18 protein-coding genes and 2 tRNA genes are annotated in these 17,521 nt (G+C 39.6%); 13 read left to right on the plus strand and 7 right to left on the minus strand.

The window, feature by feature from the left end; genetic code table 11:
• The first annotated feature begins 45 nt into the window (after positions 1-45).
• The 8 genes from BK009_RS01700 to BK009_RS01735 all read left to right on the plus strand — a co-directional run bounded on the left by BK009_RS01700 (position 46) and on the right by BK009_RS01735 (position 7,530).
• Positions 46-1,041 carry a beta-ribofuranosylaminobenzene 5'-phosphate synthase gene (locus tag BK009_RS01700; protein ID WP_100909702.1) on the plus strand — a complete coding sequence of 332 codons (996 nt, stop codon included), beginning with the start codon at positions 46-48 and terminating at the stop codon, positions 1,039-1,041.
• 134 nt (positions 1,042-1,175) lie between these two features.
• Positions 1,176-1,676, plus strand: coding sequence for a homoaconitase small subunit (hacB, locus tag BK009_RS01705; RefSeq protein WP_100908839.1), 501 nt, complete (start codon positions 1,176-1,178; stop codon positions 1,674-1,676).
• Between the two features lie 126 nt (positions 1,677-1,802).
• Entirely contained in the window at positions 1,803-2,543 is a 741-nt protein-coding gene (locus BK009_RS01710; protein ID WP_455324363.1) for an HVO_0476 family zinc finger protein, read from the plus strand.
• Between the two features lie 187 nt (positions 2,544-2,730).
• Positions 2,731-3,387 (plus strand): protein-L-isoaspartate O-methyltransferase, encoded by a 657-nt coding sequence (locus BK009_RS01715; protein ID WP_100908841.1) that lies wholly within the window; start codon positions 2,731-2,733, stop codon positions 3,385-3,387.
• 201 nt (positions 3,388-3,588) lie between these two features.
• Complete coding sequence (locus BK009_RS01720; RefSeq protein WP_100908842.1) at positions 3,589-4,866, plus strand: tRNA (N(6)-L-threonylcarbamoyladenosine(37)-C(2))-methylthiotransferase; 1,278 nt, start codon at positions 3,589-3,591, stop codon at positions 4,864-4,866.
• Positions 4,867-5,093: 227 nt separating this feature from the next.
• The gene (locus BK009_RS01725) at positions 5,094-5,423 is read left to right on the plus strand and encodes a zinc-ribbon domain-containing protein (RefSeq protein WP_100907613.1); all 330 of its coding nucleotides are present in this window, start codon (positions 5,094-5,096) and stop codon (positions 5,421-5,423) included.
• A 295-nt stretch (positions 5,424-5,718) separates the two neighbouring features.
• Positions 5,719-6,600, plus strand: a complete 882-nt coding sequence (locus BK009_RS01730) for a zinc ribbon domain-containing protein (RefSeq protein ID WP_100908843.1) — start codon at positions 5,719-5,721, stop codon at positions 6,598-6,600.
• Between the two features lie 117 nt (positions 6,601-6,717).
• Positions 6,718-7,530, plus strand: a complete 813-nt coding sequence (locus BK009_RS01735) for a hypothetical protein (protein ID WP_100906595.1) — start codon at positions 6,718-6,720, stop codon at positions 7,528-7,530.
• A gap of 216 nt (positions 7,531-7,746) precedes the next feature.
• Here BK009_RS01735 and BK009_RS01740 read toward each other — a convergent pair.
• Positions 7,747-7,819, minus strand: a tRNA-Phe gene (locus BK009_RS01740).
• A 3-nt stretch (positions 7,820-7,822) separates the two neighbouring features.
• Positions 7,823-7,894: transfer RNA gene (locus BK009_RS01745), tRNA-Val, on the minus strand.
• 173 nt (positions 7,895-8,067) lie between these two features.
• Between BK009_RS01745 and BK009_RS01750 the strand changes: the two genes are divergently transcribed.
• The 4 genes from BK009_RS01750 (at position 8,068) to BK009_RS01765 (ending at position 12,096) form a co-directional block, all read left to right on the plus strand.
• Positions 8,068-8,511: a GerW family sporulation protein gene (locus BK009_RS01750; protein WP_205835931.1), complete on the plus strand. Its 444-nt coding sequence runs from the start codon at positions 8,068-8,070 to the stop codon at positions 8,509-8,511.
• Between the two features lie 121 nt (positions 8,512-8,632).
• Complete coding sequence (locus BK009_RS01755; RefSeq protein WP_236951002.1) at positions 8,633-9,175, plus strand: DUF2953 domain-containing protein; 543 nt, start codon at positions 8,633-8,635, stop codon at positions 9,173-9,175.
• Positions 9,176-9,186: 11 nt separating this feature from the next.
• Positions 9,187-9,405 carry a hypothetical protein gene (locus BK009_RS01760; protein ID WP_100908845.1) on the plus strand — a complete coding sequence of 73 codons (219 nt, stop codon included), beginning with the start codon at positions 9,187-9,189 and terminating at the stop codon, positions 9,403-9,405.
• A 210-nt stretch (positions 9,406-9,615) separates the two neighbouring features.
• Complete coding sequence (locus BK009_RS01765) at positions 9,616-12,096, plus strand: PAS domain S-box protein (protein ID WP_100908846.1); 2,481 nt, start codon at positions 9,616-9,618, stop codon at positions 12,094-12,096.
• Positions 12,097-12,217: 121 nt separating this feature from the next.
• Here BK009_RS01765 and BK009_RS01770 read toward each other — a convergent pair whose 3' ends face one another.
• Together BK009_RS01770 and hfoA2 are read right to left on the minus strand one after the other, a co-directional pair.
• Positions 12,218-12,709: a rubrerythrin family protein gene (locus BK009_RS01770; protein ID WP_100906590.1), complete on the minus strand. Its 492-nt coding sequence runs from the start codon at positions 12,707-12,709 to the stop codon at positions 12,218-12,220.
• 234 nt (positions 12,710-12,943) lie between these two features.
• A complete protein-coding gene (gene hfoA2 / locus BK009_RS01775; protein WP_004031856.1) occupies positions 12,944-13,150 on the minus strand; it encodes a histone HfoA2 in 207 nt (68 codons plus the stop codon).
• 153 nt (positions 13,151-13,303) lie between these two features.
• On the opposite strand from hfoA2, the gene cofH reads away from it, so the two are divergent.
• On the plus strand, positions 13,304-14,419 hold the full coding sequence (gene cofH, locus BK009_RS01780) for a 5-amino-6-(D-ribitylamino)uracil--L-tyrosine 4-hydroxyphenyl transferase CofH (protein WP_100908847.1): 1,116 nt from the start codon (positions 13,304-13,306) through the stop codon (positions 14,417-14,419).
• Positions 14,420-14,514: 95 nt separating this feature from the next.
• On the opposite strand, the gene BK009_RS01785 is transcribed toward cofH, so the two are convergent.
• The 3 genes from BK009_RS01785 to BK009_RS01795 form a co-directional block, all read right to left on the minus strand.
• A complete protein-coding gene (locus BK009_RS01785; RefSeq protein WP_100908848.1) occupies positions 14,515-14,865 on the minus strand; it encodes a cyclophilin-like fold protein in 351 nt (116 codons plus the stop codon).
• A gap of 63 nt (positions 14,866-14,928) precedes the next feature.
• Positions 14,929-15,621: a deoxyribose-phosphate aldolase gene (gene deoC / locus BK009_RS01790; RefSeq protein ID WP_100908849.1), complete on the minus strand. Its 693-nt coding sequence runs from the start codon at positions 15,619-15,621 to the stop codon at positions 14,929-14,931.
• A 207-nt stretch (positions 15,622-15,828) separates the two neighbouring features.
• Positions 15,829-17,460 carry a tRNA uridine(34) 5-carboxymethylaminomethyl modification radical SAM/GNAT enzyme Elp3 gene (locus BK009_RS01795; RefSeq protein WP_100908850.1) on the minus strand — a complete coding sequence of 544 codons (1,632 nt, stop codon included), beginning with the start codon at positions 17,458-17,460 and terminating at the stop codon, positions 15,829-15,831.
• Positions 17,461-17,521: the final 61 nt, after the last annotated feature.

The following is a 17,521-nucleotide window of genomic DNA, read 5'->3' on the forward strand; positions in this document are numbered from 1 at the left end:
TCAAAATGTAAAAACTTTCAGAAAAATATAAAAATGGTATCAGAATTGATAATCAAAACTCCCTCACGGCTGCATCTAACCTTGATTGATCTAAACGGTTCACTGGGCCGAATAGATGGTGGTGTTGGTCTCACACTTGAAAAACCAGCATTGGTTTTGGAAATGGAGCGAAATAATGGTGAAATATCCGTTGAGTTTCAAAATCGTGAAAGCATACCGGTTAAGGTAATATCTGATTATGAGGATAAAATAAAAACCTCTGCTCGGCGGATGATGGACTACCTTGAATTAGATGGTGGATACAGTTTCACTATTTGCGAAACCTATCCCTCCCATTCTGGTCTGGGTTCTGGGACGCAACTGTCACTGGCCACTGCTAAACTCATTTCTGAAGCGGATAACCAGCAGATAACTGTGCCTGAGATTGCTAATATCGTGGGTCGGGGAGGTACATCTGGTATAGGGGTGGCATCCTTTGATAAAGGAGGTTTCATTGTTGACGGCGGCCACCCTCAAGATGAAAAACCTGATTTTCTACCTTCCTCAGCTTCACCAGCATCACCCCCACCTATTATTGCACGGTACGATTTTCCGCATGATTGGAAGGTGGTACTGGTTATCCCCCAAGTTGAAAAGAATGTTTCTGGAGAGAAAGAGGTTAACATATTCCAGGAGTACTGCCCCATACCCGTGGAAGAAGTTCAACAACTTTCACATCTACTCTTAATGAAAATGATGCCAGCGGTATTGGAAAAAGACCTGGATGGATTTGGAGAAGCAGTAAACTCCATACAAAATATTGGTTTTAAAAAAGTAGAGAATCAATTGCAAAAACCGATTATAGGTGATATAATGCAGTTGCTCCGGGATGCCGGTGCGCCGGGTGTGGGAATGAGTTCATTCGGACCAACCATTTATGCAGTAAATGACAACACTCAGGATATAGTAAGTGCAGCTCGTGATGCCCTAAGAGATATTGGTGGTAGTATAATTGAAACCAGGGCTCAGAATAGTGGTGCTGTGCTGGAACACATTCACTAAAATCAAGGAAACTGGTGTTTTAATCAACGGATTCCTGATGTGAAAATCAGAAATTCTGGGATATTATAAAAATTCTGGTATACAATCACAATTAATTGGATATTTTCTAAAAAAAATCTTTTGCACTGATTACCATGAAAGATGAAATAAAAGGTAAAGTTTGGAAGTTCAGGGATAGTATAGACACTGATGTAATCATACCTGGACGATACTTAAGAACTTTCAGTTTAGACGAGTTATCAAGCCATGTTATGGAAGGGGAAGATCCTAAGTTTGCGGAAAATGTGGAACAGGGGGATATTATCGTGGCTGGGTGGAACTTTGGCTGCGGATCTTCCAGGGAACAGGCCCCAGTAGCCTTGAAACATGCTGGGGTGGATGCGATTATTGCCAAATCTTTTGCACGTATATTTTACCGTAATGCCATAAATGTTGGTTTACCTGTCATAGTAGCGGATATTGAAGCAGATAAGGGTGACCAGCTAAGAATAGATCTGGCAGAGGGAATGATCCAAAACCTCAGCACAGGTAATAAATTCAACATACAACCATTCCACGATTTCATGCTGGGAATACTGGAAGATGGAGGTTTGGTTAAACATTATTTACATGAAAAAAAGGAAAACCAGTCTTAATGAAGTTCATATTCCCAAAAAAATGAGTGTGATGGTTATATTTCCTAATTTTTTATACCCCCCAATTCCAATTCACTAAAAATTAGACTATTCATATTCATTCCCGGCAATTATTTTAATAGTTACTTGTTAAAATTCATATCCCGACCAATCATATTTATAAATATTCCAAAGTACATAAAAATTCTTATCAATATTACAATATTTTTTACTTATTCTTATCGAAGCGAGGTTAAGAAAATGAAATGTCCAGTATGTGATTCTGAATCTTATGAAATACTCAAATCAAAGGGTAAAAATATCAAAGAAGTCCTTTTAAAATGTAATGAATGTGGAAACACATTTAGGGAGACAATAAAGATCCCTAAAATGGTTGAAATTAGGGTGATCATCAGCAAATTTGAGGAATCACTGAAAAAAACCATTAAATTATATCCTGATGAAATCCTGGAAATTGGGGAAGTACTGATGGTGGATGATGAGGAAGTGGAAATAACTTCACTGGAAAATACCAGGGGTGGTCGCGTTTCAAAAAGCATGGTATCGGAACTGGTAACCATCTGGGCCACATCCCTTACCGGACCTACCAGGGTAGGAATATCCATAGATTACGGTGGAAGAATACTTTCCCAGAAAGTGGATGTTGAAAGGGATTTCCAGTTTAATGTGGGAGATACTGTTAAACTGGGGAAGGCAGTATTCACCATAAAATCCATGAAGACTATCACCTCCAAGATCAGAAAGGGAGGAGCTCCTGCAGATCAAATTAAAAGAATATACGGGCGGCCTGCTGATCGCAGGGATAGATTTCAGTATGATTTAACTTCCAAAATAGTTGAAACAGTAGAACCCGAAGATGAAAGTTGAAACCTAATGAAATATTGTTAATCCCAAAATTCCTTTATATTCGTTAAATCACCTGAATCTTGACATCAACCATTAGTCAAGTTAATACCGCTATAAAATTATTCATTTATTAAAATAAATCCATCAAGTCCAGTTTACCTTTATAGGTGCCAAAACTGGATTCTTTGGAGAAGCATCACGTGGTTGGATGAAAGAAAAAAGGAAAGATCTGGTGGAAAAACTCTTTAACCAGGGATATATAAACACTGAAAAGGTTAAAGAAGCCATGCTTAAGGTTCCCCGTGAGGAATTTATGCCTCCAGAGAACAGTTCCTATGCCTACCTAGATCGTCCATTTCCCATTGGTAAGGGCCAAACCATATCCGCACCCCATATGGTAGCGATTATTGCCGAAAAGTTAGAATTAACAGATGGAATGAGAATTTTGGAAATTGGAACTGGTTTGGGATATAATGCTGCAGTGGTAGCAGAAATCGCGGGTAACGAAGGGCATGTCTATACCATAGAACGAATCCCAGCACTGGTAGAAAAGTCTAGAGAAAACCTAAACAAGACTGGCTACTCCGATAGAGTAACGGTAATTGAGGGAGATGGGACCATAGGATACCCAGATAAAGCTCCATATGACCGCATATATGGAACAGCAAGTGCACCGAAAATTCCAGAACCCCTTAAAAAACAACTGAAAATTGGTGGAAAACTGATCATGCCCATGGGATCAGACTATTACCAGGAACTGGTGTTAGTAATGCGAATTTCAGATGATGATTTCCAGACCCGGAATCTGGGAGGGGTTGTTTTTGTCCCCATGATCGGAAAACATGGTTGGCCTGAAAATAAATAAAAGAATTCACGTTAAAACCTAACATTTTAGTATTATATTAAACCCTTTTTGATTATTCAATGTATAAATCCCTAGATATCCTATCTAAAATCCTTCCTTTGAACTATCTAAATATATCCCATTGCATACTTTTAAGTTATATCCTATTAAACAACTTAATCGAACACCAATGTAATTAGTAATCTAAAAACCCTGATTAACATGAAAATCTATATTGAAACTTTTGGTTGCACATTCAATCAGGCGGATTCCCAGATAATGGCCGGTTTATTAGAGGAAACTGGTGGAGAAATTGTAACATCCCTTGAAGATGCTGATGTTATTGTCATTAACACCTGTTATGTTAAACAACCCACTGAACAGAAGATAACCAATCACATTCAGAAAATCCAGACCCAGTTCCCACAGAAAAAACTGTTAATTGCTGGTTGTATGGTGGATATTGATCCTGAAAAACTAAAAAAACTGGCACCTAAAGCAGGATGGATTGGTGCTCGTCGCATAAACTCCATCCCCAATGTAGTCAAATCTATTATGGATAATCACATTATCCGGGAAACCGGTCATGGTCATGATATTAAGACCGGCCTTCCACGAAAACGTTCCAATCCCCGGGTACATATTCTCCAGATATGTGAGGGATGCCTGGGTAGATGCAGTTACTGCTGCACCAGATTTGCACGTGGAGACCTACAGAGTTATCCTTCATCTCTTCTAAAGGCTGAATCAGAACAGGCAGTGGAGGATGGTTGTATTGAAATCCAGCTCACTGCCCAGGACACTGCTGCTTACGGGAAAGACAGTGGAGAAAACCTCGCTGATCTCATCAACCAGATAACATCAATAGAAGGTGATTTCAGGGTAAGGGTAGGAATGATGCACCCCAAAAACATTAAAGAGGACCTGGCATCTATTACAAATTCATTTAAAAATGAAAAGGTCTATAATTTCCTTCACCTTCCATTGCAAAGTGGAAGTAACCGGATACTTTCGGATATGAAACGGGGACACAGTGTGGAAGAATACAAGGCCATTGTGAAACAGTTCCAAATGGAAATACCAGAACTATCCCTGGCAACAGATATTATTGTGGGATACCCCACCGAGGAGGAAGATGATTTCAACGCCACGTTAAATGTTATCAGTGAAATTCGCCCGGATTTCCTGCATATCTCCAAATATCATCATCGTCCGGGCACACGATCATCTTTACTTCCCCCTATTGATCATGCAATCATGAAAAAACGTTCCCGAGACTTGAATGATCTCAAGGTGGCTATTGCCATTAAGAATAATCAGAGGTTCATGGGTACCAATCAAAAAATACTGATTACGGATAGAGGGAGTAAAGGTGGTTATATTGGTCGCACCAATTCCTATAAAACGGTAGTAGTTGAGAAAGCTCATCTGGGAACCTTTCAGGATGTGGAGATCACCCAGGCCCTGAGCACCTATTTGAAGGGAAATCTTAAACGTTAATTGTGTGAGCTACTGGCTATTTCTTAGAGTGCTCACTATTACTCTTATTTTTAAATTTCATTTGAGGTCGTGATTATTATCGTCAGTGTAGGTTAATATCATTTTAGGCAATATATTTCCTTTTAATAACATTTTTGTCTATGAATTCTGCTTCTTTATAAAAAATCCGATTTTTAATGCCATAGTAAATCATATATGGGCTCATATAGAGACCAGTATTAGATAATATGCAATATTTAATATGCGAAAACTGCGGCGGTTACTATGCATTAATGGATGGAGAATCCCCCAGTGATTTTGATTCATGCCAATGCGGTGGTAAATTTTATCTGGTTGAAGATGATGGCCTCCACATCAAATCTCCCATGATCCTTTGCCAATATTGTGGAAATCCAAACCCCACAAACACGGCCTTCTGCAGCGAATGTGGTCAAATATTAATTCCTGCCAAGGAATTATCTGCAGTTATAAGAGGTGAAAAATTTAAACCCTTGGGAATATTCGCCGGGGTTGCATTTATTCTAGTTTCTATATTTATTCTAGGTTTATTTGTTTGAATGCAGATTCGATATTTTTAATTTGCATTTTTTTTGAAGAAGGAGCAATTATAGGCTTATAATAGTTTTAGTAAAAAATAAACTTAAAATTTCCAAGGAGTCTAATTTTTCACTTATTTCAAGAAAAATGGATTTATTGTACAGATTATATCTCCGCTATCCTGATCCATTTTAAAAATTTAAATTACTAGGGGAATACAATTCTTCTTTTATTATTGAATAGTAATATTTAAATATTATTACTAAAAATATAAAAAGTATAATTTTATTGATAAAAATTCGTGCTAAGGGTATTATGACTTATCTTCTTTGCCATGAATGTGGGGGATATTACAAACTCCAGGAAGGAGAATCACCTGATGATTTTGCCTGTTGTCAGTGTGGAGGGGAGTTATTTCCGGCATCTTTGAATGAGATTCTTTTTCAAAAAACTTCCCTAAAATGTCCGGGCTGTGGTGAAGTTTCTGATGGTAAAACATTCTGCCCTTATTGTGGCACAATATTGGATACCCATGAAAGTTCCAGATATAATGAACATTTCCATTTTCATGTAGTTGAAGCTAAAACCAGTAAAAACATCTATGCCGGTAGAAAAGTTAAAACAACTGATCCTGAAGATTGGTTTTTGCGGGATCGGCTTAGAATCGATACTGATGGTAATTATTTCCGACAGGAACTACCATCCATGTTTGATAGGCATGGAGAAAAAGGTAGTGGTCTTAATCATCTATGGGAATTTGGGTTTCTAATTCAAGATCTCCTCTCAGGAAGTGAAAATAGGGTTACAAGATTTTCGAAACTTAAATCCCCAGTTGAATTAGGATTATTAATTTATCTAGGTTCATGTTTGGTCTTTTATTATTTTGGAGGTGATGTTGCATTCCAAATATCTATAATTTTCATGTTAATTGCAAGCACAATAACCTCTTTCATGTTAAATAAGAAAGATTACAGTGATATTTTTATTGACATTAACCTTTTAGCAGGATTGTCCATCTTTGCAGTGATTCTGTTAATCTTTTTATTCATCAGATATTCAATTTTCCAATCACTTCCACATGAAACTCCCGGAAGTGGGTTATCTAACACTCGCTTAATCTTAATCCTCCTGTTGACAGTCACAGTGGCCAATATTGGTGGTTTAACAGGTGTTTTTATCCGTAAAAAAATATTGTAATTTAGTTTAACAAACCAAGGAAATTTCTATGATAAATTAGCATTTTGGTAAAATTCCTGGTGAAAAATTATTTAAAATCAAAGTAGCGGCTGATATTCAATAAGGGTGGGGTTTTAAATGAAATATATAATTTGTGATGAATGCAATGGATTTTACGAACTTGAAACCGGAGAATCAATAGAAGACTTTGAAAGTTGTCTGTGTGGTGGAACCTTAAGTTACGCTGAACTAACACCCAAAGGTGTTAAAAAAACGGCCAGAAATATGGGTAAATCTCAGTCCCACAGTCATCAGATCAGTGATCAACATATAAATAAACACCAAATTATTAACCTTCATTCTGAAAATATATGTCCATTATGTGGGCAGATAAACAAAGTAAAATCAGCATTTTGTTCTAAATGCGGGAAGATACTTAAAACCGGAGGACCTGCTAACTGGTATGACTATGGTTATGTTTTAGAAGAGCGGCAGAAAAGGAAAAAGAGTTTAAGGGGATTATATGAACGTATTGATCTGTGGGGTGTGGGGTGTGGAATCATATTCCTGATAGGAATGACCATCCTCAGTAACATCATCATCTTTTTTGGACTGGTACGATTAACAGTTCAAAATGCAAATGAACCTACATTATTCTCATTTTTAGGTGGAGCATCCCTGATTTCTTTATCAATATTCTCACTATCCGGATTTGTCTCGGCAGCGGCTATTGGCACCAGAAGTTATATTGAAGGAATTGTAAACGGGGCCTTGGTAGGAATTTGTGTAGCAGTGGTAATTTCAATCATTCCCGGAGTATTTGTTTTGGCTTATGTGGGAATCATCCCCTGGGTGACTATCCTCCTGGGAGGATCCATTGTATACGGAATATTGACTGGGCTGGGGGGTTTGATTGCTGTCTCCTTACGTAGATACACTGGGATAATCTAATTCTTTAAATCATCCATTTAAGTTAATCCCTGTAACTAAACATCTCCTTTAATGTATAATGGAATGAAAATAATATTCAATTACGGGAATTAAATGATGATAAATTAAGATATGGACAAAATAAAAAATTAAGGCAATTAATCTAAACTGGAAAAACTTATACTTTATTTTAATAAGGATATTTCAGAGAGCACTAAAAATAATAAGTAAAGGGAGTGCCGTGGGCCGGACTTGAACCAGCGACATCCAGATCTTCAGTCTGGCGTTCTCCCAACTGAACTACCACGGCAAATGGGCCCGACGAGATTCGAACTCGTGATCACCTCCGTGTCAGGGAGGTATCATACCCCTAGACCACGGGCCCGCATTCAAACATTCGTGTCCTATACTATATAAACCTTTCTCTAGCTGGGGTAATTTCTCAAAGTATAAAAGTCTACTCTGGAAATATTAAATAATACTTTCGTAAAATGTATATGCCTCAAAAACAATATTATATACAATTATATACTTTATAAAACGTAGGGGTGAACTATAATGGATATCCAGGATCCCATAAAAACAACTGTAGAAGAAATTCGAAAGGTTTTAAACATAGAAAACGTTATTGGGGAAGTAATTGAAAGCGAAGACAAAATCTTGATTCCGGTTACCCGAATGGGGATGGCATTTGGAGCAGGTATGGGTGAAGGAAAAAGTTCTACTGATGAAGGAGGTTCTGCAGCTGCTGCTGGTGGAGGTGCAGGTATAGAACCAGTGGCCATGGTAGTGGTTTTCAAAGGTCAAAGTGGACCGGAAGGGGTAAAAGTAATGCCTCTTAAAAATCCAGACCCATTAACCCGGGCCATAGGGGAAGTCAGCAATGCCATTGTTGATGTTATGGCTGAAGGCCGGAAAATGGGGATGAGTAAATCCAAAAAACACCATAAAAAAGAAGAGAAAAAAACCGAAGTACAGGCTGAAGGAGAAATAAAAATTTAAGACCATAAAAAGTTTCTTAAGAATATTAGAGCCATCAAACAGTATTAAATAACCTTAGAGCGGGTTAAATTTGATATACACTATAATAGGCATCATAATAATTATTTTGGTGCTTATTTTATTGTCTTTTCTTTTGATTCCCCTAAAATTTTCCCTGGACCTTAAAAAAAATGGATCTGAAATTAAGGGTCATTTCATTCTCAAATTTTTAGGGATACGCATTTTCTCAAAGGAAATACCTGGAGATGAAAAGGGCCAGGATGATAAAGAGGAAGACAAAAAGGAAGGGAAAAAAGATGAATTTGATCTTAAACGTATTTTAAAGATTCTGAAATTAGTTAAAAATTCCTGGCCTCACCTATATAGGCTGATAATTGTTTTTTATCATTCTGTGAATTTGGAAAAATTTTCCCTTAACATGACCCTGGGAATGGAAAGTCCAGCGGACACTGCACTTTTTACCGGATATATATGGTCATTTACCTATCCCCTTAATGCCATCACTCGAATCCATGCGGTTATAACGCCGGATTTCCAGAGAAGGGTTTTGGATGGAGATCTACAGGTCGATGTAAGTTTAAAGCTATTCTGGATAGTGGCAGAAGCCATACGCGCCTACACTAAAAAACCAGTAAGGGAACTGATTCAGGAAGCACGTAGCTAACTGGTGGAATCATGAAAAATCAAGAAATAAAGGTTGGTAACTCTGTAAAAATAGAGAATAGAATTTTTTATCCTATCCTTAAGATTTTTCACTGGAAACACCATGAAAGTGAAGTATATTCAATATCACCACTGGCCCTGGTGGTGGTTGAGGGAGAAATGAAATACATACTTCCCATGGAAGAGTTTGATGACCCTGAAAAGCTGGAGAGTTTAATGGATATGGTTTAGGTCAAGTCCTATTTTTATTATTAATTCCTCACTTTTTGATTATTTAGTATTTACTAATTTTTCAGTCATTATTTTGAACTAAAATCTCCAGAATGATTAAGATTTATAATCCTGATGGGACGTGATAAACTTCCCGTTAAGAAAATAATTTATGCTTCATTCAATAGAAAAATAATTAGAAGTTGAATTTCGTCCTTTGGGGTTTCAAATATGCAGTTAGAATTGAAAGGATCAAGATCAGAATATGAAACATTCATGGTTCTGGCTTTAATTGCCTTATCCTGCATCCTAACCTATTACTTCCATTCTGTTCTAAGATCCGGTGTTCTTTTCACTCATTTTTATTATATACCCATAGTATTAGCTGCTGTCTGGTGGAAACGGAAGGGATTATGGGTCCCGGTTTTCCTGGCCGGGGTGCTTATTTTTGTTAGTTCTATAAGTCCCATTGAAAGTAATTACATTTATTATAATCTTTTTAGATCTGCTATCTTTATCTCAGTTAGTGTGATAACTGTTATTCTAAGTGAAAGAATAGAAAAGTCACAGATAAAGTTAAAAACCAGCGAAGAAATGTTTCGTTCAGTGGTTGAATCTGCCATTGATGGAATCATTACCACGGACATGTCTGGTAAAGTGGTTTTTACCAATAAAAGTTTCCAAAAAATTTTCCAGTACTCTGAAGATGAGGTAATGGGAGAAAATGTGGAAAAATTCATCCCGTCACGTTTGAGGGATAAATACCATCAACAAATGGATCAATTCCGCAGAACCGGTGAACACCAACTGCTTGGAACTTTTGAGTCAGTGGGTTTGAGGAAGGATGGTAAAGAATTCCCCTTTGAAATATCCATCACCAACTGGGAAGGATATGGGCAAATATTCACCACTTCCATCATCAGGGAAATAAGCTATCGTAAAAATGCTGAAAAGACCAGGGCTATACTTTCAGCCATTGTGGAAAGTTCAACTGAATCCATTATTGGAATGGATCTGGATGGTAAGGTGTTGAGTTGGAATAAGGGATCAGAACAAACTTATGGGCACCTGGCAGAGGAAGTCCTCGGAAAATCAGGTTCTGTTATATTTCCCCCTGATTCCGATGAATTCAAGCAGATACTGGAGATAATTGCTTCTGGGGAAAAAATTGATCACTATGAAACCAATAGAATAACTAAAGAAGGAAAAATTATTGATGTATCCCTCACAGTCTCCCCAATAAAAGATAAATCAGGAAAGATTATTGGATTATCAGCCATAGCAAGGGATATAACTCGAGAAAAGGCTGCTGAAGAGGCTTTAACCCGGAGCGAAGCTCAATTATCAATGATCACTGCCAACATGGCTGATATTATATGTCAAGCTGATAAAGATGGCACATATCTCTACGTCAGTCCTTCGGTAAAATCAGTCCTCGGGTTTGAACCACAGGACCTCGTTGGAAAATCAATGTTCGAAGGGGTGCACCCTGATGATCGGAAAAGGGTCACCTCTTGCATGAAGGATGCCTTCGGGAAATGCCTGACCCAGTTTGTTCAGTACCGTTACATGAAAGCCGATGGTAGTTACGTATGGTTGGGTACCAAGGGTACACCAATATTTGATGATGGTGTGGCTATAAGTGGATTTGTTTGTAACAGTCGTGACATAACCAACCAAAAAAATGCAGAAGATGCCTTGCGTGAGAGTGAGGAGAAATACAGAACTCTCATTGAATCAGCTAAGGACCCTATTTCTTTGTATGATGAGAATGGTATTTTTTTAATGGCCAATAAGGCAGGGGCACATAGTATGGGTAAGGAACCTGCTGATATGTTGGGACATTCTCTCCGGGATTTTTTCCCTCCTGAAATTGCTGAAAAACAGATGGAATTAATAAGAGAAGTGTTCCACACAGAAGAAGGTTTAGATATGGAAATGTTTGTACCCGATGGTGAGAGAGACCAATGGTTCAGTACAAGTCTACAACCCCTATACGGTCCTGATAATCGAGTTCGCAGTGTGCAGGTAATTTCAAGGGATATAAGTGACCTTAAAGAAACTCAAATTAAACTGGAACAAGCCCTTGATGAGAAGGATATGCTCATGAAGGAGGTATATCACCGGGTAAAGAACAACTTGATGGTGATCTCCAGTCTCCTGAATCTTCAGTCACGATATATTAAAGATGAAGAAGCCCGGGGAATATTCAAGGAAAGCCAGGAAAGAGCTCATTCCATGGCCTTAATTCACGAAAGACTCTACCGCTCCACTGACCTTAAACATATTGATTATGGGGATTACATCCGCACCCTGACCCGGGATCTATTCCGGACCTACGTTTCTGATCCCTCCCGGATTAATCTGGAACTGGAAGTGGAGGATGTGATGATTGACATCAACACTGCCATACCATTGGGACTTATAATCAACGAACTAGTTTCAAATTCTATGAAACACGCATTCCCAGGGGATAAAAAAGGGGAAATCACAGTTAATTTCAGTGAAGTGGAAGATCAGTGCCTATTGGAAGTTAGTGATAATGGTATAGGATTCCCCCCAGAACTTGAACTGGGTAAAATAGATTCCCTAGGACTCCAACTGGTTACCAGCCTCACCCAACAAATCAGAGGGGAACTGGAACTGGAAAGAAGTCCAGGAACCACCTTTCGCATAACTTTTAAGGAAAAAAAGATGGATAACTCCGATTAATTTTATGTGATCTAATGCTTATAGAAAATTATCCAATCTAATTTTTCAAATATTTAAAAAAAAATTAATTTTTTTAATAAAATAAAAAAATGAATTAATAAATTTAGATTCATTAAATGGGTTAATCTACTTTGAAGAAATCAGATTTCAATGCTCCGCAGATGGGGCAAACATCTGGAGCCTCATTTTCCACAGTGTTACCACAGTGTCCGCAGACATAATAATCCACTTCTTCGTTATTACCCAGTGCTTCCAGAGCTTTTTTGTAAAGTCCGGCGTGGAGTTCTTCCACCTGGTTGGCCACATCAAAGGTCCACACTGCATTATCGTTACCCACTTCTTTTGCTTCTTTGATGAAGTCAGGGTACATTGCTTCAAATTCTTCAATTTCGCCTTCAATAGCCCCTTTCAGGTTCTCTTCAGTGCTACCAATACCTCCCATCACCAGTAGATGGTTGTGGGCGTGAACAGTTTCCGCTTCAGCAGCTGCCCTGAAAAGTTTAGCCACCTGTGAGTATCCTTCTTCATCTGCTTTTTTAGCAAAGGCTAGATATGTACGATTAGCTTTAGATTCGCCTGCAAATGCTTCTTTTAAGTTATCTATAGTGCTCATTTTCTATCTCCTTTCAATCAATGTACTATCCTTTATTGGAGTTTTTGTATAAAAAGATTGAGTTATTTTTTGAATTATCTCTAATGAACAGCTACCCTTAAAGAAACTGTGGTAAGAGATAGGTATGGTTTAAAGCATTTTATACCCAGTCTCTATTGGAGATCACAAATGATCATGGGTGGGTAAAAATAGATCATTATCCTAAAAAATAAGAAAAATAAGAAATAAAAAAATTTAAGCGGATTTGACGGCCATTTCGATGTCTTCGGCTTTGACAGTCTTTCTTCCGGCGTGTTTTGCAAGTTCGACGGCTTTTTTAGCTAGCTCTTCGCCATTTTCTTCCAGAGCTTTGGCTAAAGCCTCCTTTGCATCATCGCTTATCCTTTGAGCACCAGCATTTTTTATGATTCTTCCAACTGGAGCAATTGGTAATTCAGCCATATTTTCACCTCCTATTCTAGCTAGAACTCTATAATATTTAAAGATATCGGTTTTCATGCTATGAGCAGCCATGCCACTTAACATGCACACTCACCGAGTGTGATCATCAACCTACCAAAACTTTAAAGGTTATAAACACCCATAGGAATTCCCATGTATAAGAGTCCGGACATTGAACCCACCATAGGAGAGATACTAAATAAAGCCAGGAAAAAGCCTATATCTAATGGGGAAGCACTTAAGCTTATGAAAACAACTGGTAATGAATATCAAGCCCTTATTCGTGCGGCAGATTTGCGAAGGCGGGAATTGGTTGGTGATAAGGTTACCTATATTCAAAACTGGAACATCAACTTCACAGATATATGCACTGGCACATGTGGGTTCTGTGCCTTTCGCAAAGACCCTGGACAGGGAGGTGCCTACTTTTTGAGTGTGGATGAAATAGTGGCAAGGGCGAAAAATGCATGGGATGATGGTGCAGTGGAAATATGTATCCAGGGAGGACTCCATCCTGATGTTGACGCCCACTTCTATGAAAAAATAGTACGCAGTGTTAAGGAAGAAATCCCGGACATCCACATACACGCATTTTCTCCAATGGAAATATATTACGGAGCATCAAAGTCTGGAATGTCCCTCGGAGAAACTCTGAAAATGTTGAAAGATGCAGGGTTAGGTTCCATGCCAGGGACAGCTGCTGAAATCCTCAACGATGAAGTCCGGAAGGTTATCTGCCCGGGTAAACTCACCACCAATGAATGGGTGGAGGTTATTGAAACCGCCCACCAGATGGGTGTGCCCACCACCTGTACCATGATGTATGGTCATGTGGAAGGGGTGGAGCACCGGGTGGAGCACCTGGAAATCCTGCGGAACATCCAGAAAAAAACAGGGGGCTTCACAGAATTCGTACCCCTCACCTTCATGCACATGAATGCTCCCATTTACCACCAGGGAATCTCTAGTCCTGGAACCACCGGTACTGAGGACCTGAAACTCTATGCTGTGGCCCGGTTAATGTTTGGTGACTTATTAAATAATATACAGGTTTCCTGGGTGAAGTTGGGGTTCAAATTCGCCCAGGTATGTCTGACTGCCGGCTGCAATGATATGGGTGGAACCCTGGGGGAAGAGAACATCTCCCGATCTGCCGGGGCACAGCACGGTGTTTACACGCCTCCTGAAGAATTACAACGGATAATAAGGGATCTGGGGCGTGTTCCTGCCGAGAGGGATACTCTTTATAAGACTATAAAACCAGTGTAATCTTAAAAAACCATTGTACTAATTTTTAAAGATATGCTCTTTTTAGAGATGATTTTGGTTAATTAAAATAATTTGGGAATATTATATATCTGGTGCTAAACTGTTCGAATAACCACCCAATCCCCTTCCTCAACACTCCCCATAACCTCCAAACCTTCAACCACCCTTCCAACATGATTCACATCAGAAGCAGGCTGTGAATCTCCGAAGAATATGCAGAAAGCCTTTCCGGGAGGCCAGTAGGATACATCCCCCTTATCAGAGGATGGTGAGGGATTTTCATAGTCATGTTCAAGGGGTATGGGGAAGAAAATCTCTTCCTGCCATAACTGGGCTTCACCTTCCATGGGAAGGTTTTCATAGAACTTCTGGGCGGTGGATGGGTTTCGATCATCCAGGATTACCTTTAGTTTTCCTTTTTCCAGTATTTCAATTTCAATCTCCATTTTCAAATCCCCTTCTCCGATTTTTTAAATTGATTATTTTGAATGTTAGAAGATGGCTATCATTTAAATGTTGGAAATATCATCTGGTTCGCCCTGTTTTAGGAGGTCTTCCATGATCTGGACTCCGGTGGAAGTTCCGATTTTACTGGCCCCGGCATTGATCATGGCTATGGCTGCTTCCAGGTCCCGGATGCCCCCCGCTGCTTTCACGCCCATCTCCATGCCCACAGTCTCCCGCATTAGTTTAACATCTTCCGCTGTGGCTCCATCCACTCCGAAACCAGTGGATGTTTTCACATAATGGGCTCCGGCTTCCCGGGCTAGCTGGCAGGCAGTGATCTTCTCATCCCTGCTTAAGAGGGCTGTCTCCAGGATAACTTTGACCACATGCCCCCTTGCTGCCCCCACCACTGCGGCGATATCTGCCTGGACCAGGGGGTAATGCCCTGACTTGAGGGCGCCTATATTCATCACCATATCCAGTTCAGAGGCCCCACTGGCCACTGCTTCCTCTGCCTCAAAGGCCTTGGCATGGGGTGTTTGCACCCCGAATGGGAAACCTATAACCACACATACATTAGTGTTGGAGTTTTCCAGGAGTTCACTTGCCAGGGAAGCCTGGGTGGGTGTTACACAGACACAACTAAAATCATAATCATCCGCCTCTTGACAGAGCTCCCTAATATCATCTTCCATCGCATCCCTCTGTACATTGGTATGGTCAATCATTCCAGCCAGTTCTTCTATGGATATCATTTATTAAATCCCTCCATTTGATGGTATTCTAATATTTTAAACAATTTACTGGTATTCTAAGTATTAATCATCTTTCTATTTCAAATTCCTAACATTACTATTATATCTAATTAACATTCTTTGGTATTTTAATTCTAAGAAATTTTTATAAAAGAACTGATTTTTAAATTAATACTAATATTAAATCTATTATCCACATTAACTTTGTTAAACTAATTTTTTAGCCATGTAAGGTCCTTTTCGCTTGTAACCAAATTTACGGTAATAGTTACGGGCCCCGATTCCACTGATAATCAGAATTTCCTTTTTATCATATTCTTCACGGCTGATTTCTTCGGCCTTTTTCAGTAACTCTTCACCATAGCCACGGTGCTGCCACAGGTCATCTTCCCTTTCACCTAAAGGTATCATGGGTCCGTAAACATGCAATTCACGAACCAGTGCACTTTTATGGCTAATTTCCGGACGATGAGCCTGTTCTGATGGCATTCGTAGCCTTAAAAATCCCAGGAGAACATCAGCAGGAGCATCTTCCATGGACAGGAATATTTCCTCCCCTTCACTGGCACGGTATTTTTCCATCAGGAGTTGCACATTGTCTTTATTGGTATAAGTTCCATGGGCAGCCTGGTGTCCTACTTCCCGGCAGCGAATGCACTGACACTGAACTTTCTCTCTTTTAAGTTGATTATAAACCAGTTCTCCCAGGTTTGACTTCTGGACTCCCGCTTCTATGAGTTGAGATGGTATGTCCCGCTGTATACGCATGGTACGCACCCATTTGGGGAGAATCTTCTTAACTTCCACAATTAATTTCACGGCTTCTTCACTGGTATAGGGAGTGTACTCCCCTTTTTCCCATAGTTCATAGAGTTTGGATCCTTTGGTTACCAGGCAGGGGTAGATCTTCAGCATGTCTGGTTTGAAACGTTCATCAGAGAATAATCGTTTGAATATTCGAAGATCACGTTCCTGGTCACTGAAAAGACCCGGCATGAGGTGCATGGCTACCTTGATCCCAGAGTCCTTTAAAACACGGGTAGCTTTTATGGTGTCTTCTACCCGGTGGCCCCGCTCTACCCTGTGGTAGATGAAGTTGTAGATGGTCTGCACACCCAGTTCTACCCGGGTTACACCCATCTGCAACATTCGGTCCACATCTTCCCTACGTGAGTAGTCTGGCCTGGTTTCGAAGGTCATACCCACACAGCGGACACTGGAATTCTCATTTTCCTGTTGAACATTTTCCAGGTATTGGAATCCCTGCAAATCAAGGTTGCCCCCGGTGTACTCATCATCAGAATTTAATTTATATTCTTTAACTCCAAAATCAGTCATGGCTTGGAGACACTGGGTGATGAACCATTCCTGGAAGCATAAAAACCGTGAGGGAAAAGTACCACCCATAATTATGAGTTCCACCTTATCCAGGGGATGACCGATGCTCTCCAACTGCTGGAGACGATTGTATACCTGTTTATACGGGCTAAAATCGTACATTCTGGCCCTTAATGCTGCGGGTTCTTCTCCCGTGTAACTGGGAGGGGCTATTGTACTCTCGGGACAGTAAAGGCATCTTCCGTGGGGACAGTTATGGGGCGGGCACATCACCGCCACTACCGCCACACCTGAAATTGTTCTGGTTGGTTTTTTCTTCAAAATAGGGATAACAAGTTCTTTTTCCTCTTCTCGGGCTGTTTGAAGTATTTCCGAGTTACGGGGAAACCGGTCCAGTTTGTAATCACGGCACACCTGAAACTTTGCCTTCTCCAGATCCTTCCTGTTTTTTATCTTTCCAGACTGTATATCTTTAATTATGGATCTTCCCGCTTCTTCCATATCTTTTTCTCCCACAAAACTCCATTTTTATCTTAAAAATTGTATTCATAAAATTATTCTA

The organism is Methanobacterium subterraneum (assembly GCF_002813695.1).
Taxonomy (GTDB): Archaea; Methanobacteriota; Methanobacteria; order Methanobacteriales; family Methanobacteriaceae; genus Methanobacterium; species Methanobacterium subterraneum.